The organism is Mesorhizobium yinganensis (genome assembly GCF_040081985.1).
Classification (GTDB): domain Bacteria; phylum Pseudomonadota; class Alphaproteobacteria; order Rhizobiales; family Rhizobiaceae; genus Kumtagia; species Kumtagia yinganensis.
Genome location: NZ_JBEBMH010000003.1, coordinates 12,956 through 33,216, shown reverse-complemented (window position 1 = coordinate 33,216; position 20,261 = coordinate 12,956). Strand labels below are relative to the sequence as shown.

The following is a 20,261-nucleotide window of genomic DNA, read 5'->3' as shown; positions in this document are numbered from 1 at the left end:
CGATGATCAAAAATCCGATCCTGCCCGGCTTCAATCCCGACCCGTCGATCTGCCGGGTCGGATCGGATTATTACATTGCGACCTCGACCTTCGAGTGGTATCCCGGCGTCCAGATTCACCACTCGACCGATCTTGCGAACTGGCGGCTGGTGAAGCGGCCTCTGGAGCGCGCCAGCCAGCTCGACATGCGCGGCAACCCGGATTCCGGTGGCATCTGGGCGCCGTGCCTCTCCTATGCCGACGGGCTGTTCTGGCTGGTCTATACCGACGTCAAACGCCTCGACGGCAACTTCAAGGACACGCACAACTACATCGTCACCGCGTCGTCGATCGAAGGACCGTGGTCCGATCCGGTCTATGTCAATTCCAGCGGCTTCGACCCCTCTCTGTTCCATGACGACGATGGAAAAAAATGGTTCCTCAACATGGTGTGGAACCACATTTCGCACGGCGTCGGCGGGCAGCCGAAACATCCCTCTTTCGCCGGCATCCTCTGCCAGGAATATGACGCTGCGGCGGGAAAACTGGTCGGTCCGGTCGACAACATTTTTCTCGGCAGTTCGCACGGGCTGGTCGAGGGGCCTCATCTGTTCAAGAAGAATGGCTGGTACTATCTCACCACCGCCGAGGGCGGCACGGGTTACGACCACGCTGTCACCATGGCGCGCGCGCGTTCGCTGCACGGCCCTTATGAACTGCATCCCGACACGCATCTGATCACCTCCAAGAACGCCTCGCAGGCGGCCCTGCAGCGCGCCGGCCACGGCCAGATCGTCGAGACGCCCAATGGCGAGGTTTTTCACACGCACCTGACCTCGCGGCCGCTTGCCGGCCTGCGCCGCTCGCCGCTGGGCCGCGAGACGGCGATCCAGAAATGCGTCTGGGGCGAGGACGGCTGGCTGCGGCTGGCGCAAGGCGGCCAGGTGCCGGAGGTCGAGGTGCCGGCGCCGGCCGGCGTCGCGCTTTCCGCGCCGGAGCCCTCGCCGCCCCGCCGCGACTTCGATGACGCGAGCCTGCCAATCGAGTTCCAATGGCTGCGCACGCCTTTTCCGGAACGTCTTTTCTCGTTGACCGAAAGGCCCGGTCATCTCCGCCTGTTCGGCCGGGAATCGATCGGCAGCTTTTTCGAGCAGGCGCTTGTCGCTCGCCGCCAGGAGCATTTTGCCTTCCGCGCCGAGACTTCGGTCGACTTCCAGCCGACCACCTTCCAGCAGGCGGCCGGGCTGGTGCTCTACTACAACCGCCACAAGTTCCATTTCCTGGCCGTCACGCATGTGCCGGCACAGGGCAGGGTGCTGATGGTCATGAGCTGCCTTGGCGACTGGCCCGACGGCCGCCTCACATTCCCGCTCGCGCCGCCGATCCCATTGCCGGGCGGCGCGCCCGTGCGTCTTGCCGCCGACATCGACCACGCGCGGCTGGTCTTCTCCTGCGATGCCGGCGACGGCTGGCAGACGCTCGCGCCCGAACTCGACGCCAGCATCGTCTCCGACGAGGCCGGGCGCGGCGAGCACGGCTCCTTCACCGGCGCCTTTGTCGGACTGATGGCCTTCGACACGAGCGGTTCGGGCCTGCCGGCCGATTTCGATTATTTTGGCTACGTGCCGAAATGAGAGTCTAGGCCATAGGCTGGGTGCGTCCTTCGAGGCTCGCCGGCCAGCGCTTTTGGCTACATTCCAGCGCCTTGCGGGCTCGCACCTTAGGGCGAGGGAGGGCGTGGTCCGAGGCATTCACCGCCCGCGCGTGGGACGGTCAATATGGGCGCCGACTTGCGCGCCGGCTTTTTGTTCCGATTAAGTTTCACTTCTTGCGTGTGGCACAGGCGAGCAGGATGCCCTGATACCCTTTTGTCGGGGCATCGGCGAGCTTGTGCGTCCTGATGACGATGCCGTCTTCGCCGAATGCCGGTGCAAGCGCGGCGAACAGGTCTTCCTCCTCGATGCCCGGGCTCGGGAAAACCTTCCCTCCAACCCGGTAGCTGTGGCAGTTCCAGAGTGCCGCGGTCAGAAGAGTGCCGCCCGGTCGCACCAGACCGATGATGCGCTGCATGAAGGCGGCCCATTCGTCCTTCGACCCCGTCGCCGAATCTGCGCAGTAGGCACTGACGACCGTGTTGTACCGGCGTCGCTCACCGACCGGGTGCGGTTGCCGGAGGTCACAGCGAAAGAGTTTGCGCGTCTTTTGCCGGACCAGCCATTCGCGTATGTCGATATCGGCGTCGCTCGGCTGTGCCATGCCCTCGCATTGCAATGTGTATTCTACGAAGGGTCGCCAATCATGCGCGCCGTCCTGCCTGCATAACCAGCGGCGGACCTCGTCGAGGTTGGCTTGCAAATACTCGCCGAGGTGAATTTCCGATGCGGTCTCGCCCGCCAGGAAGACATGATGCAAGGTTGGACCGACGCCTACGAACAGGATCGGTTCATAAGTGGCCGAAGCACTCATGGCCCGCACGAAAAAGGCGATCGTCTCGCGTTCGTCTTCCTCGACCCGGCCATAATACTCCGCAAGATAGGCACCCGGTCTCCAATCGGCTTCGAAGGACGCGTAGGCCGGTTCGTCATGCCTGAGAAAAACGGCCTTCACAAAGCGCGCGAGGCCGTATTCGTAGGCAGCCGCGCCGAGATTGGCGCCGCGGAGAAATATGATGGCGTCGTTGGACGAGATCGTATCGTTCAGGATTGCGGCGCTGAATGCACCAACATAGTAGGGCGCCTCCTTGGCGAGCTCGAAGCAGACATAGCCGGCATCAGCGGCTATCCTGCGCATGAGCGGGCTCTCGCTTCTCATCGCGACAAGATCGTGCGCGGCCTTCGACAGGAGGCTGGAACTCGTTCCGGTCTCGCATATCAGCCGCCAGTTGGCCGCTAGATTGACCCGAAGTCCCGCAGCCCAGATCAGATAGGTCAGAGCCAGGAAGGCGATGAGCTGAGAATGGCTCGCGCCGGCCAGCGCACCAGTCAGAAGCAGTGCCATCCCCGTGACCGTGGCGATAGCGTCCAGAGTATAGGTCGAGGCCACTGTCGCCAGGCCGGATACCAGCCAGCGCTTGGTTCGGGCATATCCGGTCGGGAGTCTGACGGAGAACAATTCTGCAGCTCTCTTGTCGTTGACGGAGATTGGGCCGGTTCGTCCTTGTGTCTTCGGCTCCTGGCTTGCCCACGCACCGGTCTACCGCCCGGCAAGATTTGAGCACGCGCCGAATCCTCCGCTATTGGCATGGCGGATGGATAAGGCCTGGAGCGTCGGGGCGTGGGATGTGCCCAAACGGTAGATTGTCCTCGCCTGCGGAACAATTGCCGTTATGTTAGGCTGAGCATGACTTCACGTTAGGGCGGGTGGGAATGAGCCGCCGACTTCCGTCGCTCAATGCGCTCAAGGCATTCGAGGCGGCCGCGCGCCATCAGAGCCTCACCGCCGCCGCGACCGAACTGTCCGTCACCCATGCGTCGGTGAGCCGGCATGTCCGCGCGCTGGAGGAATGGCTCGGGACAGAGCTGTTCACCCGAAGCGCACGCGGTGTCGCCCTTACCCCGGAAGGCCGGCAGCTTGGGGTCGCGCTGGTGCAGCCGTTCGACCGGATCGCCGTTGCGCTGAAGGATGTTGGCAAAGGCCGCCACTCGAACAGCCTCCGGATTTCGGTCGAGCCCGCCATCGCCTCGCGCTGGCTTGTTCCGCGCCTTGGTCGCTTCAAGGAAAGATATCCGGATATCGAGCTGGCCATCGCGCCAAGCGCGGAGCTGGCTGACCTCGCCGCAGGAGAAGCGGATTTCGGCATACGCTACGGGCCCGGTGCCTGGGCGGGCACCGAGGTCGTCAAGCTCACGGATTCATGGAGCTTTCCGGTCTGCTCGCCGACGTTCCTGTCGCCATATGACCTCAGCAGGCCGTTTGACATGTCGTCGTGTCCGCTGCTTGTGGAGCGCAACAAGCAATGGTGGATCGATTGGCTGGCCGGCGCCGGCCTGGAGCGCATCACCGATTGGAACGCGACCGTGTTCGAGGCCCATCTTGCGATCGAGGCCGCGGAGGCGGGGCAAGGGTTTGCCCTCGGGGATTTCATGCTGGTGACCGATGCCCTGATCGCGGGCCGCCTCATCCGCCCGTTCGACCTGGAGCAGCGGGAAGAATGGGGTTACTACCTTGTCCATGCGAGGGAAGCGCCTGCAAACCGTCAGGCCCGGGCGTTCCGAGAATGGCTGATCGCGGAAGTGGAGAACACGATCGCCGCTTTTTCGGCGCATAGGTCTTCCCTATCCCCGTCAAGCTATCTGACGCTTCAAACCGGCGCGTAATCAAGCATCCGACAGGTATCGGCGGGATCCGGACGGCGTCGCGACGGCGCGCACGAAACGGCCTTTCCTGTCGCGCCTCTGGTCGACCCGCCAGCCGATCAGCTTGTCACCGTCGTCGGACGAATAGTAAGCCCCGCGGCATCCAGGCGACCCATTCCTTGCCGGCAAAGAACATCGACGCGATCAGCTCGCGTGTCTTTAGGTTCCACAGCCGGATCGTCTGGTCGGCGCTGCCGGTGACCAGTAGGTTGCCTTCTCAGAACCGACATCGCATGGATCGTGTCGGTATGGCTCCCGTTGAATTCGCCGCCCTTGCCCGCCTTCGAACGCTGCCCCGATCTCGCCGTCCATCAGGGCGTTCGGCACGCCCCTCGACTGGCCGGCCCAACGCACGACGCTATTGCACGATCACTGCATTCAGTGTGCCTTCCGTGACGATTGTGGCGAAGCCGGGCCGGAAAGCCCGGCGGCTAGTCCTGATCGCCGTCGGCGGGCTGCTGGATGGCGTCGCAGTCCTGTCCGACGCATTCGATCTCCGCCTGGGCGGGGGCGGGCGGCGCACAGTCCTGCCCGTCGCACTCTTTCGTTTCCCGGCCCTCGTCCTGCATGCAGTTCTGTCCTTCGCAGGACACCGCCGGCACCTCTTGGGCAAACGCGGGGTGGGCAAGGCCGAGCAGTACGGCGACAAGCAGGGCGGGACGGGTCATGGTCGGGTCTCCGGAACGCCGACGACCATACAATGCTCCCGTCACTTTCCTGCGAACGCGACGAAAGCAATTTTAGCGAAATGTTTTCACCGTTTGCCGGCTACGAAGCCCTCCCGGCCCGGTATCGATCTTCCGGTGCTCAGTTGATGACGACCAGCACGTAGCGATTGTTGTAATACTGGTAATAGGTTTTGCCGCAGCGCCACAACACGACGCCGCCGATCCTGGTGCGCACGCAGCTCTTCGGCAGCGACACGACATAGGTCGTCGTGCGTTTGACCACGACTGCGGGCATGACGGCGGCGTCGTTGCGTGCAACCGCCGGACGGTCCGCCATGGCTCGCGCGCTGCCGACAAGCGAAAACGCGCCGAGATCGGCCGCGAGCAGGGCAAGCCCGACGCCAGCCGCGCCCAGCCAGCGATACGCACGATAGGTCATTATGGTTCTCCTGTAAGGCGGGGCCGAGGAAAGGTGGCAAGCGCCTATTTTTGGTGGGTTTCGATGACTTTCTGGCAGGCGGCCGTCAGCTTGTCCTTTTGCTTGGCCAGGCATTCCAGCACGCGGCCGCCGCCCGGCGCGACGCCGGAACAGAATTTCTGGTAGTCGGCCGCGCATGCTTCCCGCTCGGCGGCGGTCTGCGCGGCGGCGGCGCCGGTGAAGAACACAAGCAAGGTTGCGACAGAAAAAATCTTGGCGCGCATCGTCTCGTCCTCCCGGTCACTGTTGTTTTACTTCATCGCCGAAACAACGGGTCGTCAAGTTAAAGCGTGCCGCTCCAGGCTTTGCGGCCTTGCCTCCCTCGGCGGTAGTCCCTCGACCGATGGTAGTACTCGCCTCATCGCGCCGTGGACCAGCCAAACCAGATGGCGACAGCGGCCAGCAGCGCCGACAGCACCCTTCTCGCCATGCGTTCGCGGCGCGGATCGTTGAGGAACGGCTCCAGCGCGCCGGCGAGCAGCACGATCGCGGCATGCACGAAGGTTGCGACCGCCACATAGACGGCGGTCAGCGTCAGGGTCTGCGGAAGCACCGGCCTCGTGGCGTCGATGAAAGTCGGCAGCACGGCGACATAAAACACCGCCGCCTTGGGATTCAGCAGATTGGTCATCAGCCCGCGCCGGAAATAGCGTCCCCGGTCCTGCCCGGCCGCCGCGACGTCGGTTCCCGTGGTCCAGCCTTCCCAGGCGAGATAGAGCAGGAACAGCACGCCCGCCCAGCGCAGCCCCTCGTAGAGCAGCGTGGAATTGTGAATAATCTCCGCCACCCCGAACGCCGCGACCAGCCCGACGATGCCGAGCCCCAGCGCCACGCCGGCCACCGTTGCGAAGCCTGCACGACGCCCGTCGCTCGCGGCCACCAGGGCAAGATAGGTCATGTTCGGGCCGGGCGTCAGTTCAATCAGCAGCGACGCAAGCGTGAAGGAAAGCAGCGTCGCCAGGTCGAGGGGCAACTCAATGCGCCTCGTCCCAATTGTCCGCCGCCCGCGCATCCACCCTGAGCGGCACGGCAAGCGATACCGCCGGCATCGCCGCCTGCTCCATCACATGCTGGATGACCGGCAGCGTCGCCGCCACCTCGTCGTCGGCGGTCTCGAAGATCAACTCGTCATGCACCTGCAGCAGCATGCGCGCCGATAGCCCTGCCTTCTCCAGCGCATCGTCCATGCGCACCATGGCGCGGCGGATGATGTCGGCCGCCGAGCCCTGGATCGGCGCGTTGATCGACGCGCGCTCGTTGAAGGCGCGCACCGACGCATTCGGCGAACGTATCTCCGGATAATGGATTTTTCGCCCGAAGATTGTGCGCACGAATCCGTTCTCGCGGCAAAACGCCTTGGACGCATCCATGTAGCCCTTGATGCCCGGAAAGCGCTCGAAATACTTCTTGATGTAGTCGCTCGCTTCCTCGCGCGGGATCGATAGCTGGTTGGCGAGGCCGAAGGCAGAGATGCCGTAGATGATGCCGAAATTGATCGCCTTGGCGCGACGCCGCACTTCAGACGGCATGCCCTCCACCGGCACGCTGAACATTTCCGACGCGGTCATCGCGTGGATGTCGATGCCGTCGGCGAACGCCTGGCGAAGCTGCGGGATGTCGGCGATATGCGCCAGCACGCGCAGTTCGATCTGCGAATAGTCGGCCGAGATCAGCTTGTTGCCCTTGTCGGCGATGAAGGCCGTCCTGATCTTGCGCCCTTCGGATGTCCGGATCGGGATGTTCTGCAAATTCGGCTCGGAGGAGGAGAGCCGGCCCGTCGTCGTCGCGGCCAGCGCGTAGGATGTGTGGACGCGCTTCGTCTCCGGGTTCACATAGCCGGGCAGGGCATCCGTATAGGTGGATTTCAGCTTGGTGAGCTGCCGCCAGTCGACGATCTTTCGCGGGAATTCATGGCCTTCCGCCGCCAAGTCTTCCAGAACCTGCGCGGAGGTCGACCATTGCCCGGTCTTGGTTTTCGACCCGCCGGCAAAACCCATCCGGCCGAACAATATGTCGCCGAGCTGTTTCGGCGAGCCGATGGTGAACCGCTCGCCGGCGAGCTGGAAGATTTCCTCCTCGATCGCCGCCGCGCGCTGCGCCAGTTCGCCGGAAAGCCGCGACAGGATCTGCCGGTCGATCGAGATGCCGCGCTGCTCCATGTCGGACAGCACGCGGATCAGCGGCCTTTCCAGCCGCTCGTAGACGGAGACCATGCTTTCGGCCACCAGCCGCGGCTTCAGCGCCAGCCAGAAGCGCAGCGTCACGTCCGCGTCCTCGGCGGCGTATGCCGTGGCCCGGTCGAGCGGCACATAATCGAAGGTCACCTGCGCCTTGCCGCTGCCGGTCACATCCTTGAAGGCGATGGTCTTGTGATTAAGCAGCCGCTCGGCCAGCGCGTCCATATTGTGGTTGCCCTTGCCGGCGTCCAGCACATAGGACATCAGCATCGTGTCGTCATAGGGCGTGATGTCGACGCCGTAGCGCTGCAGGATCACCAGATCGTATTTGACGTTCTGCAAGACCTTCAGCACCGAGGGATCGGCCATCAGCGGCTTGATGATCGCCATAGCCTCGCGCACCGGGATCTGGCCTTCCACCATGCCCCCGCCCAGCAGATCGCCGGAGCCGCTCTTGTGGATCAGCGGTATGTAGGCGGCGTAGCCCGGCCGGATCGCCAGCGAAAAACCGACCAGCTCCGCCTGCATCGGGTCGAGCGAGGTGCTTTCCGTGTCGACCGCGACGACCCCCGCGGCCTGCGCCTCGGCCACCCAGGCGCGCAGCGTGTCGGCATCGCTGATGCAGGTATAAGCGGCCGTGTCGATCTTTTGCGCAGCCGCTGCCTCGGTGCGCGCCGCGGCGAGGGCGGTTGGCGTTCCCTCCCCCTTGAGGGGAGGGTGGCCCGAAGGGCCGGGTGGGGTCGCCGCGGCCGTGCTCGACGCTCCGGCGGTGCCTTCTGAGGTTACCCCCTCTGGCCTGCCGGCCATCTCCCCCGCAAGGGGGGAGAGACCCGACCCCACATCCGGCCCATGCGCGTCCTTGCCGGCCTCGACCGTCACCGCCGCCGCCTCGACCGCGCTGGCGTCCGTCCCGCTGGCCTCCGCCACGCGACGTGTAAGGCTGGAGAACTCCATCGCCTTTAGGAAGGAAATCAATTTCGGCCCGTTCGGCGGCTGCAGCAGCAGGTCGCCGAGCCCCTCCTCCACCGGCACGTCGTTCTTCAGCCGCACGAGATCGCGCGAGATGCGGGCCTTGTCGGCATTGTCGATGATCGACTGGCGGCGCTTGTCCTGCTTGATTTCGCCGGCCCGCGAAAGCAGCGTGTCGAGGTCGCCGAACTGTTCGAGAAGCTGCGCCGCCGTCTTCGGCCCGATACCCGGCACGCCGGGAACATTGTCGATCGAATCGCCGGTCAGCGCCTGCAAATCGATCATCTTTTCCGGCGGCACGCCCCACTTTTCGACCACCTCGGGGATTTTTATCTCCTTGTCCTTCATCGGGTCGTACATGGAGACGGTCTCGCCGACCAACTGCATCAGATCCTTGTCGGAGGAAACGATGGTGGTGTCGCCGCCGGCCTCGCAGGCCAGCCGCGCATAGGTGGCGATCAGATCGTCGGCCTCGAAACCCTCCATCTCGATACAAGGCAGGTCGAAGGCGCGCGTCGCGTGACGGATCAGCCCGAACTGCGGGATCAGATCTTCCGGCGGCGCCGAGCGGTTGGCCTTGTATTCGGGGTAAAGCTCGTTGCGGAACGTTTTCGAGGAATAGTCGAAGATCACCGCGAAATGCGTCGGCGTCACGCCGACATCGGTGTTGCGCGCGTCCTGCATCAGCTTCCACAGCATGTTGCAGAAACCCGACACCGCGCCGACCGGCAACCCGTCGGATTTGCGGGTCAGCGGCGGCAGCGCGTGATAGGCACGGAAGATGTAGCCGGAGCCGTCTACGAGGAAGAGGTGATCGCCTTTTTTCATGGGCGAAGGGATAGCGCGGCGCGGCCTTCCGGTCCATGCCAAAGCCGAACGTGCCGTCGCCTCCTGACAGGCGCGAAAATGCGGGCAAAGGCGTGCTCACGCCTTTGTTACACACTTGTAATCTTCGTGCCCTTGAAAGGCCACCTTTACCTTTCCAAATACAGGTCATCGGCAGTTTATGCCGGGTCCGGACCAAGGCCCGTCCCCCGCCTAATCCGGACCGTGCGGCGACCCCTCCCCCCTCTCCGGGCCGCCGCATGATTAACAAGGCCACCGTGGTTCCCCCTCCACCACGGTGGCCATTTTTCTGCCCGGACTTCGCTCCCCAGCGCTTTATCGGTTGGCACAATGCCGGCGCACTTTCCGTTTCGCCTGCGGCCCATTAGGGTGCGCGCGAATTCAAGAAGGTTCTGCGCATGCCCACGCTTTCCCCCGTCCTTGCCCGCCTCGACGCCGATTTCGACACAAGCCTCGACCGCCTGTTTTCGCTGCTCCGCCTCAAATCGATCTCCACCGATCCCGCCTTCAAGGCCGACTGCCGCCAGACCGCCGAATGGCTGGTCGAAGACCTCAAGACCATCGGATTTGATGCCAGCGTGCGCGACACGCCCGGCCATCCGATTGTGGTCGCCCATCACCACGGTCCGGCCGGTTCGCCGCATCTGCTGTTCTACGGCCATTACGACGTGCAGCCGGTCGATCCGCTGAACCTCTGGCACGACGATCCCTTCTATCCCAAGGTCAAGGAGCTTGAGCCTGGGCGCAAGGTGATCACCGGCCGCGGCTCGGCCGACGACAAGGGCCAGTTGATGACCTTCGTCGAGACTTGCCGCGCCTGGAAGGCCGTGCACGGGTCGCTGCCCTGCCGCATCACCATCCTGTTCGAGGGCGAGGAGGAATCCGGCTCGCCCTCGTTGCAGCCGTTCCTCGAGGCCAATGCCGAGGAACTGAAAGCCGACTTCGCGCTGGTCTGCGACACCGGCATGTGGGACCGGGAGACGCCGGCCATCACCGTCGGCCTGCGCGGCATGGTCGGCGAGGAAGTCGTCGTAAAGGCTGCCGACCGCGACCTGCACTCGGGCGAGTTCGGCGGCGCGGCGGCCAATCCGGTTCGCATACTGGCCAGGGTGCTGGCCGACATCCATGACGACACCGGCCGCGTCACCATTCCCGGTTTCTACGACGGTGTCGAGGAGACGCCGACGCAGATCCTGAAGGCCTGGGAAGGGCTCGGCGAGACGGCTGACACCTTCCTCGGCCCGATGGGTCTTTCCCTGCCTTCCGGCGAAAAGGGCCGCTCGGTGCTGGAATTGGTGTGGGCGCGCCCGACCGCCGAGTTCAACGGCATTTCCGGCGGCTATACCGGCAAGGGATTTAAAACCGTCATCGCAGCGGAAGCCTTCGCAAAAGTCTCGTTCCGCCTCGTCCACGAGCAGGACCCCGACAGGATTCGCGAAGCTTTTCGCGCCTTCGTGCGCGAAAGGATTCCAGCCGACTGCTCGGTCGAGTTCCATCCGCATGGCGGCTCGCCGGCCATCCAGCTTTCCTACGACTTGCCCTTTCTCATTAAGGCACAGGCGGCGCTCAGCGACGAATGGGCGAAACCTGCGGTGATGATCGCCTGCGGCGGCTCCATTCCCGTGGTCGGCGACTTCCAGACCTATCTTGGCATGGGCTCGCTGATGGTCGGCTTCGGTCTGCCGGACGACCGCGTCCACTCGCCCAACGAGAAATACGAGCTCGCCTCCTTCCACAAGGGCCAGCGCTCCTGGGCGCGCATCCTCGAAGCCCTCACACGCTCATGAAAAGCCTCGCCATGACCATCCGTTTCCATAAGAACGACTTGCCGAACCTCGACAACTACAACGTCGACGCCGTCGCCATCGACACCGAGACGCTGGGGCTCAACCCGCACCGCGACCGGCTCTGCGTCGTGCAGATCTCGCCGGGCGACGGCACCGCCGACGTCATCCAGATCGCGCTCGGTCAGAAGAAGGCGCCGAACCTCGTCTCGATCCTGCGCAACCGGTCGATCACCAAACTCTTCCACTATGCGCGCTTCGATCTCGCGGTGCTCTACAACGCCTTCGGCGCCATGCCCGAGCCGGTGTTCTGCACCAAGATCGCCTCGCGGCTGACCCGCACCTACACCGACCGCCACGGGCTGAAGGACATCTGCTCGGAACTGCTCGGTGTCAGCCTCTCTAAAGCGCAGCAGTCGTCCGACTGGGCGGCCGAGACGCTGTCGCCCGAACAGCTCGAATACGCCGCCTCCGACGTGCTTTACCTCCACCGCCTTCGCGATGTGCTGGCCGGCCGGCTGGCGCGGGAAGACCGCACGAAAGTCGCCGACGCCTGCTTCCGCTTCCTCCCCACCCGCGCCAAGCTCGACCTGATGGGCTGGCCGGAGGAGGACATTTTCGCACATAGCTGAGGCTTCCCTCCCCTTGCGGGGAGGGTGCCGAGCGAAGCGAGGCGGGTGGGGTCATCGCGGCCGCGCGAGGGGCCTCTTTGCTCCGGAGAATTTAACGTGGAGCACTGCCGCACGTACCCCACCCCGGCTCGCTCAACTTCACTTCGTTGCGTTGGCTCGCCGACCCTCCCCGCAAGGGGGAGGGTTAAGGCCCTCACAGCGCCCCATACGCCGCCAGATACCACGCCGAGCCGTCATACACCGCCTCGGCCCATGTATTGGTGGCGAGGTTTTTCAGTCCGCCGAACGACAGGTTGAATGCTCCGCCACCCGTCCGCGTCAGCCGAAAGCGTGCCCCCGAATACGCATTGGTCGCAGACAGCGTCACGGTCCGGTTGGCTGTCAGCGTGCCGGTGTGCCTCTGTTCCTCGGCGCTCGAAAACACCGTCAGCGTGAAATCCGCGTCGCTGGAAACGGCCTGCTGGCCGCCGCGCGACACCCGCCGCCACACGCTGCCGTCCGAATTCACCTGCCCGCCGCCGCCGAGGTCCGAGCAATGGATCATCTGTCCAGCCGGTGACGCCGACGGCAAGGTGGCGATCGTATAGGACCGCAGCCGGAAATGCCGGTTGGCGTCGATCACCGTCGCGGAAAACAGCGAAAGCCCGCTCGAATGGTCGAGCGCACCGGCTTCAGTGGTGGTCGTGCTGCCGTTCGGCGTCAGTTCGACGGTCCAGCGCGTGCCCCGCGCGGAAGCGCCGTGGTTTTCGCTTGCGCGGAAGGCCAGCCGTCCGCTGGTCACGTTGCCGATGGCCGTTCCATCCCATGGCCGCACGATGAACTCGGCCATCAGCCCGGTATTGGTCATATAGGCGGGAGCGGCCAGGCTGCCGCGCGCCACGTCGGCGGCGAAGGTGGCATGGGTCGCATTGGTGTCGCGATAGCTGGCGAGCCGCATCAGGCTCGCCGACCCGTCGCGCGTGATGCCGAGCGCCGCACCGGAAATATTCAGAGCGGCGTTGAGATTGAAGGCATTGTTGATCGTGAACTGGCCGCTCGTCCTGTCGATCTTGAGCGCGGTGGTCCAGGCCGATCCGTCCGCCGAGACTTTCAGCGTCAGATCGTCGTCGCCGATCAGACCGAGTTCGGCACGCCCCGAAAACCCGGTCTGCAGCAGCAGCGACAGCACGTCGGCCGCCGTCTCCTTGTTCAGCGTGTAGCGCAGGTCGCCGTCGCCGCCTTCCGAAACCGTCTTTGCCGTCCACAGCGCCTTGTTGAGCTTCGCCGAGAACGGATTGGTGTTGTCGGCGGTGGTCCCGACGCCGAGCAGCGCGAGGTTTTGCAGAACGGCCAGCGTGGCCGTCAGCGGCTCCCACGCCGACCCGGTCCAATGGACAAAGACCCCTTCGTCGGCGACATGGCAGAAGAAACCCGGCTTTGCCGCGTAGAACGACCATGCCCCGTCGAGCCTATGCGCGATCTTTCCGCTCTGCCCGCTCCAGCCGCCTGTCGCGCCGGCCGCCACGATATAGCGGTCGCCATTCGCCGGCGCGCCCGGCGGCGCGGCGAGGTCGCGGTCGAGCACGCGAAGCTGCACCAGCGCATCGAGCATGCCGATCGCCTCATTGTGCGTGACATGCTTCTGCGCCTGCGAAGGCATGATGTAGGGAAGGTCGAGATTGTCTGAAGTGTCCATGCCCGTGCCCTGTTGAAACGCGGGCATCATGGTAAGGCGGATGAAGGGCAGGGGGATCGGAAGCTGCTTTTTGGCTGAGACGTCGCTCTGTCCGGGCGCCAGGGACCGGCCGAGATCTCAACTAAGGCTTTGATTTTAGTACGAGTCGGCGAATTCCTTGCCGGGCACCAGCGAAAAATCTTTGGAGATTGGGCTGAATTCCATCCCCTTTTTCACGCCGCCGCAGCGCGCCGCTCGAACAGGAACACCGCCTTGTCGTCGAACGTCGCCTCCACCGGATTGCCGAACCCGCACCTGGTAGCGAGCCGGATCGAGGCAAGGTTATCGTGGTCGATGATGCAGACCTGCCGCTGGCCGCCCAGCATTCTGTCTCCCCAGGCGACAACGGCATTGACGACTTCCGTCGCAAAGCCCTTTCCGTGCATCTCGGGTATCAGCGCCCAGCCGCATTCGGGCAACCCGTCGATCGACGGCGTCATATGGCGGAAAATCTGGTGGTAGCCCGCCTCGCCGACAAAGCGCCCGCTCGCTTTGTCTTCGACTGCCCAGAAGCCGTAGCCCAGCATCGCCCACGTGCCGGCGTGCCGCAGGAAACGTATCCAGCTTTCGTCCTTCGTCCGCTGATAGCCGCCTATGTGGCGCGTCACCTCCGGCGTCGCCCACATCGCAGCATAGGTTTCGAAGTCGCCTGGCCGGTGCGCGCGCAGGATCGTTCGTTCCGTTTCGATCGACGGGATTTCGATGATGGTGGATGCGGGCATGCAAATCTCGCGGCGGCGACACGCGGACCATAGCCGCCGGAGTCCGCTTGGGAAGCATCCACGCATCGGCGCCAACGGGGGCCAGATGACAATCCCTTACGATTGCTCACCTTTCCGGATAGGGCGTACCGTTCTTGTGCACGAACCTGCCGTCGGCGTTCGAACTCATCATGTCGATGTCGGAGCAATAGGTGATGTCGGCAGGCGAGCGCGAACCGGCCTCAAGATAGACCGCCGTCGCGCCAGCCCTGTTGATCATGTGATGGCCGTTGCCGGAATTTTTCGGAAATGCCGCGCAATCGCCGGCGCGCAGCACGGTCTCGCCGCCGTCCTCGACCAGCGTCAGTTCGCCTTCCAGCACATAGACGAATTCGTCCTCATGGGTGTGCCAGTGGCGCTGGCTGGACCAGTTGCCCGGCGGCAGCCGCATCAGATTGACGCCGAAATCGTTCAGGCCGCCAGCGTTGCCGAGCCGCTGGCGCAGGCGCTCGGCGCAAGGCGCGTCGAAGGGCGCGGGATAGCCGGCGCCTTTGACGTCCGGGACCTTTTCGATGTCGATCTTTGGCATGGTAATTCTTCCTTTGAAATTCGGCCGGCACGGACGACTGCCATCCCTGCAACGTCGGAGCGATGGCCCAGCCGTCCGTTCTGCGGGCCTCGGCGAAGCGGGCGTCGCCGACCGCTTCCAGCCGATTGACTGCGAGGGATTCCTATCATATTGATCTTTACAATGTAAACATATCGAGCTTAGCTTATGGACGCCGCCATCCTCGATCTTGTCCTTGCCATCGCCCACCACGGCCTGGCCTTCCTGCTGGCCGCCCTGCTCGCCGCCGAACTCGTGCTTGTCCGCAAAGGGCTGGACGCGCGCGGCCTGCCGCTGCTCGGCCGCATCGACGGCGCCTATGGCATGGCGGCGGGACTGCTGATCCTCATCGGCATCTGCCGCGTCGTCTTCGGCCTGAAGGGCTGGGAATTCTACGTCTACAATCCGGTTTTCTGGATGAAGATGGCCGCCTTCGCCGCCGTCGGCCTGCTTTCCATCCCGCCGACCCTGCGCATTCTCCGCTGGCGCCGCGCCGCATCCGATCCGGTGCCCGACGGCGAGGTCGCCGCCCTGCGCTTCTGGCTCAAGGCCGAGGCCGGCTTCTTCGCCCTCATCCTCATCTTCGCCGCCGCCATGGCGCGCGGCTTCGGCTACTGAGCCGCCTCCAGTCCCCCGATCGCCCCTATCTCCACAAGCGGCGCCGGGATCGACGTCGTCTTTTCCGGCGATTTGCAGATATCGGCGATCACGCAGCGCGGGCAGTCCGGCTTGCGCGCCTTGCAGACGTAACGTCCGTGCAGGATCAGCCAGTGATGCGCGTGGCGCATGTATTCGGGCGGAATGATCTTCACGAGCCCCGCCTCCACCTGCTCCGGCGTCTTTCCCGGCGCCAGCAGCAGGCGGTTGCCGATGCGGAAAATATGCGTATCGACCGCCATGGTCGGCTGGCCGAAAGCCATGTTGAGCACGACATTGGCGGTCTTGCGGCCCACCCCCGGCAGCTTGGTCAGCGCGTCGCGGTCAGCCGGCACCTCTCCGCCATGGTCTTCGATCAGCGCCTTCGACAGCGCGATGACGTTCTTCGCCTTGCCGCGCCACAGGCCGATGGTGCGGATGTACTGTCCGACCGCCTCCTCGCCCAGAGCGACCATCTTCTCGGGCGTGTCGGCCACGGCGAACAGCGGCCGCGTCGCCTTGTTCACGCCGGCGTCGGTCGCCTGCGCCGAAAGCACCACCGCGACCAGCAGCGTGAAGGCGTTGACGTGTTCCAGCTCACCCTTCGGCTCCGGCCGCTGCACGGAAAACCGGCGGAAAATCTCATGCACCTCCTCGGGCCGATAGACGGAACGGGGCCTCGCTGGCCGGGGGCGCGGTATAACGTTCGAACCGTCGCGCCGGCTGCCGGCTGCGACGCTTTTGACCTTGGGGTTTTTCATGAGCCATCTATAATTGGCCGCCATGGACGACACAAACGCCATGCGGGAGCCTGACGAGCCCTTTTTCCGGGCGCTGCTGACGCCGCACCGGTCGCTCGGGCGAAAAGGTTTTGCCATCCTCATGGGCGCGCTGCTGTTCGGCTGGCTGGTCACCGGCGCGTTCTTCCTGTCGCATGGCGCCTGGCCGGTCTTCGGCTTCTTCGGCCTCGACGTGCTCGCCGTCTACATCGCCTTCCGCCTGAACTACCGCGCCGCCCGTGCCCGCGAGGAGGTGTCGGTGTCGCGCACCGCACTCGACATCAAAAAGACCGCGCCCTCCGGACGCTCCGAGGCCCACCGTTTCAACCCGTTCTGGACGCGCTTTTCCGTCTCGCGCCACGACGAGATCGGCATCACCCGCATGATGGTGGAGTCACGCGAACAGGCCGTGCCGATCGGCTCCTTCCTCAATCCCGACGACCGCGAGAGTTTTGCCGCGGCATTTTCGAGCGCGCTGGCGAAGGCGAAAAGCTGAGCGGACGATTGGCGGCGTAAGGTGGGGCACTGTCTTGCCGGCTTCGGGGCGGGGTCCCGGTTTCACCGTCAATTGCGTAGTTCCGAGCGATCATCCCTTGCCCAGGGCGAAACGGCGGCCCATTTCGTGGTCATCCGACGCAATTTTGCCGACGGTCTTGGTCGCAGGCATCGCCGCGGAGTGATGGGATTGACGACATGACAGGAAAGATGCCGTCGCCACAAAAGCCTGGAGGCCGGACCTGGATTTTCGGCATAGGTTTCATGCTGGCCGTCGCCGCTGTTGCCATCGTCGTCATCTGGGCCTTGTATAGCGCTCTGTGGGGCTAGACACTCGGGATTGCTTGGTGGGCGCGCAGCGTGGCGCCCCGGCCATCCCGATTGGGCCATTGCCCGCATCTGGTCCTAAGAGTGGCGGCCGCGATCCTGCTACAACCTTGCAGTGCCTGCTGGCGGAACGTTGGGTGGCGCAAGCGCATTGAATGGTCGTGCCGCGCCTTCGGGACCGGCTATGATCGTCCTCGAATGCGAGGAACGGACGGGGGTTCAAGAGCGAAAGGACAAGTTATGGCAATCGCCAAGAACACGATCTGCGTGTGGTACGACAAGGACGCCGAGGCCGCCGCTCGCTTCTATGCCGAGGTTTTTCCGGACAGTTTTGTCAGCGCCGTCCACCGCGCCCCCGGAGACTACCCGTCCGGCAAGGAAGGCGATGTGCTGACCGTCGATTTCACGGTCGCCGGCATTCCCTGTCTCGGCCTCAATGGCGGGCCGATGTTCAAGCACAACGAAGCCTTCTCCTTCCAGATCGCCACGGACGATCAGGAAGAGACCGACCGCTATTGGAACGCCATCGTCGGCAATGGCGGCCAGGAAAGCGCTTGCGGCTGGTGCAAGGACAAATGGGGCGTCTCCTGGCAGATCACGCCGCGTACGCTGACCGAGGCGATGGCGGCCGGCGGCGCCGAAGCGAAACGCGCCTTCGCGGCGATGATGGAGATGGGCAAGATCGACGTCGCCGCGATCGACAAGGCCCGGCGCGGCTGACGATCACGGGTTGACGGATTGCCGACTGCGGCGTCGCCAGCCCTTCATCCGATATGTCGGCCATTGGCTGCGATTTTCCGCATCGGCCCCCTCTGGAAGACGGGTCATGTCCTGCAAATCAGGCTGTGTCAGGCAACCTGCCGCTGAGAACCGCGCAGTGCGAGCATCACCGTTCCCACGACCAGCAATTCGCCTCCGGACAGGCTGAGGGGGAGGCCCCAATAGGCTGGCAGGAGCCAAGCGCCAATGGACACGGCGATCTGGATCGCCGCAACCGCGAGAAGGACCGGCCACGGCCAACAGGTCGATCCGTCGGGCTGCGAGAGCCGAAAACTGTGGGCATAGGCGAAGACGAAGATCGGAATGAAAATGACCGCCATCGTCAGATGCGCGACCTCGAAGAAAGATGGTGCGACGAAGGGCCAGCCCGGCATTTCGGCCGGCAACAGAATTGTGGCGAACCCCGCAACCATGCTGGCGAGATAGGGCGGCCAGAGCTGGATAGAGGTTCTGGCGATTCCCGAAGCGCGGCCGTTTCGCGACAGAAGCAGATTGGCGAAAACGACGAGAAGGATTGCTGCCAGCAGAGACAGCCCCACAATCAACAACTGGTCGCCCTGCGTCATCCGCGTTCTGAACATCGTAATCAGTTCCGATATCTGCCCGGGGAAATCCAGGAGAGTCGGTATCGCCATCAACGGCCAGAACCCGCCGCCAAGCTCGGGAAACCCGAGATCGTCGGCCAGCCAGATCGTCAAGGCCGTGCAGCCGATGAAGGAGGCAAGAGCTGCCACCACGATGCCGGTTTCCGGCCTCAAAATCTCACTCCCTGCAAGCGCCACCAGCACCCCGTAGCCTTCCCAGGCTGCCAGCGCCAATGACAGCGCAAACACGATCATAGCTAGGCGTCGCGCGTTCCGGATCGAGCTTGTTTGCCACCGTGCCAGCGGCGGCACGGCCAGTTTTGCGGTTTCCGCATAGGCCATGATCGTGAAGAGAGGGAAGACGCCAAGCGCGAATATCGAAAGGTTTGACAGAGCAGCGCCGGATAGGAAGTACGGTCGCGCTCTGTCGAGATCGAGGCCCGGCAGCGGAATTCTCCAGCCAATGACCATGACGACGACCAGCAATGCCATTGCCGTTGCCGCCCGCCGCTCGGGCAAAAACGCTGGGAAAGTCGACCTGCTCGCTTCAGCCATCCAGCCCTACCACCGGTTGAAGCCTGTTTAGCCCAGGACATGCCATGGGAGAAGAGCAACGGGCGGCACATGGACGGTCCGGCGTTCGGAAAATCAACCCAGGATACGCCCCGCACAGGCAAGTTTCGGGTGGTTTCGCGTGTCAGCAGACGCGATATTCGGGACCAAGGAGACATTGTCATGAACGCTCATCCCGCTATGAATACCGCCATGCCACTCAAAGCCGCGCCCGTCCTGCAACGCGAGATCACGCCCGAGGGCGGCGACTATTCGACTGTCTGCCGGGTCATCGAAAAGATCAGCCTCGATTATCGCGACCAGCCTTCGCTGGAGGCGCTGGCGGAAGACGTCGGCGAGACGCCGACGGGTCTGCAGAAACTTTTTACTCGCTGGGCCGGCCTGTCGCCGAAGGCGTTTTTGCAGGCGGTCACGCTCGACCATGCGCGAAGACTGCTCGACGACGGCATGCCGCTGCTGGAGACATCCTTCGAACTCGGCATGTCCGGTCCGGGCCGGCTGCACGACCTGTTCGTCACTCACGAGGCCATGTCGCCCGGCGACTACAAGACCCGTGGCGAGGGTCTGGTCATCCGCTACGGCTATCACATCTCGCCCTTCGGCATCGCGCTGGTCATGGTCACCGACCGCGGGCTCGCCGGCCTTTCCTTCAATGATCCCGGCCAGGAGCGGGCGGCCTTCGCCGACATGAGCGGCCGCTGGCCGAACGCGGTCTATGTCGAGGATATGTCCGCCACCACGCCCTATGCAGCCCGCATCTTCGATCCGGCCCGCTGGCAGGAGGACCAGCCGCTGCGCGTCGTCATGATCGGCACCGACTTTCAGGTCAGCGTCTGGGAGGCACTGCTGAAAATCCCGATGGGCAAGGCCCGCAGTTATTCCTCGATCGCCGCCGAGATCGGCAAGCCGAACGCCTCGCGCGCCGTGGGTGCGGCCATCGGCGCCAATCCGCTGTCCTTTGTGGTGCCTTGCCACCGGGCGCTTGGAAAGACGGGCGCGCTCACCGGCTACCATTGGGGCCTGACCCGCAAGCGCGCCATCCTCGGCTGGGAGGCGGGCCAACTGACGGACAGGCCTTCCGTCTGACTTTTGTAGATCGGCAGAGGTCGGTCAGTAGAAAAGCACGAGCCGTCGGCTTGAAATGCCAGAAAACGCGCTCACGTCATCCCAGCGAGGG

The 20,261-nt window shown here is 64.2% G+C and carries 19 protein-coding genes; 8 read left to right on the top strand and 11 right to left on the bottom strand.

From position 1 onward, the window contains the following. The first annotated feature begins 2 nt into the window (after positions 1-2). A complete protein-coding gene (locus ABMA59_RS07360; protein WP_349004687.1) occupies positions 3-1,613 on the top strand; it encodes a glycoside hydrolase family 43 protein in 1,611 nt (536 codons plus the stop codon). Positions 1,614-1,800: 187 nt separating this feature from the next. On the opposite strand, the gene gntF is transcribed toward ABMA59_RS07360, so the two are convergent. Continuing rightward, positions 1,801-3,090, bottom strand: coding sequence for a guanitoxin biosynthesis pre-guanitoxin forming N-methyltransferase GntF (gntF, locus tag ABMA59_RS07355; RefSeq protein ID WP_349004686.1), 1,290 nt, complete (start codon positions 3,088-3,090; stop codon positions 1,801-1,803). Positions 3,091-3,344: 254 nt separating this feature from the next. Here gntF and gcvA point away from each other — a divergent pair, with 254 nt between their 5' ends. Beyond that, the gene (gcvA, locus tag ABMA59_RS07350; protein WP_349004685.1) at positions 3,345-4,295 is read left to right on the top strand and encodes a transcriptional regulator GcvA; all 951 of its coding nucleotides are present in this window, start codon (positions 3,345-3,347) and stop codon (positions 4,293-4,295) included. 470 nt (positions 4,296-4,765) lie between these two features. Here the strand turns inward: gcvA and ABMA59_RS07345 are convergent, their stop codons facing one another. The 5 genes from ABMA59_RS07345 to polA form a co-directional block, all read right to left on the bottom strand. Beyond that, a complete protein-coding gene (locus tag ABMA59_RS07345) occupies positions 4,766-5,002 on the bottom strand; it encodes a hypothetical protein (protein WP_349004684.1) in 237 nt (78 codons plus the stop codon). 139 nt (positions 5,003-5,141) lie between these two features. Further along, the gene (locus ABMA59_RS07340) at positions 5,142-5,441 is read right to left on the bottom strand and encodes a hypothetical protein (RefSeq protein ID WP_349004683.1); all 300 of its coding nucleotides are present in this window, start codon (positions 5,439-5,441) and stop codon (positions 5,142-5,144) included. 44 nt (positions 5,442-5,485) lie between these two features. Then, on the bottom strand, positions 5,486-5,704 hold the full coding sequence (locus ABMA59_RS07335; protein WP_349004682.1) for a cysteine rich repeat-containing protein: 219 nt from the start codon (positions 5,702-5,704) through the stop codon (positions 5,486-5,488). A 134-nt stretch (positions 5,705-5,838) separates the two neighbouring features. Next, positions 5,839-6,492 (bottom strand): LysE family translocator, encoded by a 654-nt coding sequence (locus tag ABMA59_RS07330; RefSeq protein WP_425475875.1) that lies wholly within the window; start codon positions 6,490-6,492, stop codon positions 5,839-5,841. After that, the gene (gene polA, locus ABMA59_RS07325; RefSeq protein WP_349004680.1) at positions 6,455-9,454 is read right to left on the bottom strand and encodes a DNA polymerase I; all 3,000 of its coding nucleotides are present in this window, start codon (positions 9,452-9,454) and stop codon (positions 6,455-6,457) included. Before polA ends, ABMA59_RS07330 begins: the two co-directional genes overlap by 38 nt. Before the next feature lie 416 nt (positions 9,455-9,870). Between polA and ABMA59_RS07320 the strand changes: the two genes are divergently transcribed. Together ABMA59_RS07320 and ABMA59_RS07315 are read left to right on the top strand one after the other, a co-directional pair. Beyond that, positions 9,871-11,259 carry a M20/M25/M40 family metallo-hydrolase gene (locus ABMA59_RS07320; RefSeq protein WP_349004679.1) on the top strand — a complete coding sequence of 463 codons (1,389 nt, stop codon included), beginning with the start codon at positions 9,871-9,873 and terminating at the stop codon, positions 11,257-11,259. Positions 11,260-11,270: 11 nt separating this feature from the next. Continuing rightward, positions 11,271-11,888 (top strand): ribonuclease D, encoded by a 618-nt coding sequence (locus ABMA59_RS07315; RefSeq protein ID WP_349004678.1) that lies wholly within the window; start codon positions 11,271-11,273, stop codon positions 11,886-11,888. A 193-nt stretch (positions 11,889-12,081) separates the two neighbouring features. Here ABMA59_RS07315 and ABMA59_RS07310 read toward each other — a convergent pair whose 3' ends face one another. The 3 genes from ABMA59_RS07310 to ABMA59_RS07300 all read right to left on the bottom strand — a co-directional run bounded on the left by ABMA59_RS07310 (position 12,082) and on the right by ABMA59_RS07300 (position 14,892). Continuing rightward, positions 12,082-13,563, bottom strand: a complete 1,482-nt coding sequence (locus ABMA59_RS07310) for a DUF2793 domain-containing protein (protein ID WP_349004677.1) — start codon at positions 13,561-13,563, stop codon at positions 12,082-12,084. A 212-nt stretch (positions 13,564-13,775) separates the two neighbouring features. Next, positions 13,776-14,324 carry a GNAT family N-acetyltransferase gene (locus ABMA59_RS07305; protein WP_349004676.1) on the bottom strand — a complete coding sequence of 183 codons (549 nt, stop codon included), beginning with the start codon at positions 14,322-14,324 and terminating at the stop codon, positions 13,776-13,778. A gap of 106 nt (positions 14,325-14,430) precedes the next feature. Beyond that, a complete protein-coding gene (locus tag ABMA59_RS07300; RefSeq protein WP_349004675.1) occupies positions 14,431-14,892 on the bottom strand; it encodes a cupin domain-containing protein in 462 nt (153 codons plus the stop codon). A 186-nt stretch (positions 14,893-15,078) separates the two neighbouring features. Between ABMA59_RS07300 and ABMA59_RS07295 the strand changes: the two genes are divergently transcribed. Next, a complete protein-coding gene (locus ABMA59_RS07295; protein WP_349004674.1) occupies positions 15,079-15,528 on the top strand; it encodes a DUF2214 family protein in 450 nt (149 codons plus the stop codon). Here the strand turns inward: ABMA59_RS07295 and nth are convergent. Then, positions 15,522-16,307, bottom strand: coding sequence for an endonuclease III (gene nth / locus ABMA59_RS07290; protein WP_349004673.1), 786 nt, complete (start codon positions 16,305-16,307; stop codon positions 15,522-15,524). The two genes, ABMA59_RS07295 and nth, sit on opposite strands and share 7 nt — an antisense overlap. Before the next feature lie 22 nt (positions 16,308-16,329). Here nth and ABMA59_RS07285 point away from each other — a divergent pair, with 22 nt between their 5' ends. Together ABMA59_RS07285 and ABMA59_RS07280 are read left to right on the top strand one after the other, a co-directional pair. Next, positions 16,330-16,821, top strand: coding sequence for a DUF2244 domain-containing protein (locus ABMA59_RS07285; protein ID WP_349004672.1), 492 nt, complete (start codon positions 16,330-16,332; stop codon positions 16,819-16,821). A gap of 566 nt (positions 16,822-17,387) precedes the next feature. Beyond that, positions 17,388-17,867 (top strand): VOC family protein, encoded by a 480-nt coding sequence (locus tag ABMA59_RS07280; protein WP_349004671.1) that lies wholly within the window; start codon positions 17,388-17,390, stop codon positions 17,865-17,867. 128 nt (positions 17,868-17,995) lie between these two features. On the opposite strand, the gene ABMA59_RS07275 is transcribed toward ABMA59_RS07280, so the two are convergent. Next, the gene (locus ABMA59_RS07275; RefSeq protein ID WP_349004670.1) at positions 17,996-19,003 is read right to left on the bottom strand and encodes a hypothetical protein; all 1,008 of its coding nucleotides are present in this window, start codon (positions 19,001-19,003) and stop codon (positions 17,996-17,998) included. 261 nt (positions 19,004-19,264) lie between these two features. Here ABMA59_RS07275 and ABMA59_RS07270 point away from each other — a divergent pair, with 261 nt between their 5' ends. Next, positions 19,265-20,170, top strand: a complete 906-nt coding sequence (locus tag ABMA59_RS07270; protein ID WP_349005209.1) for a methylated-DNA--[protein]-cysteine S-methyltransferase — start codon at positions 19,265-19,267, stop codon at positions 20,168-20,170. The last annotated feature ends 91 nt before the right edge of the window (positions 20,171-20,261 follow it).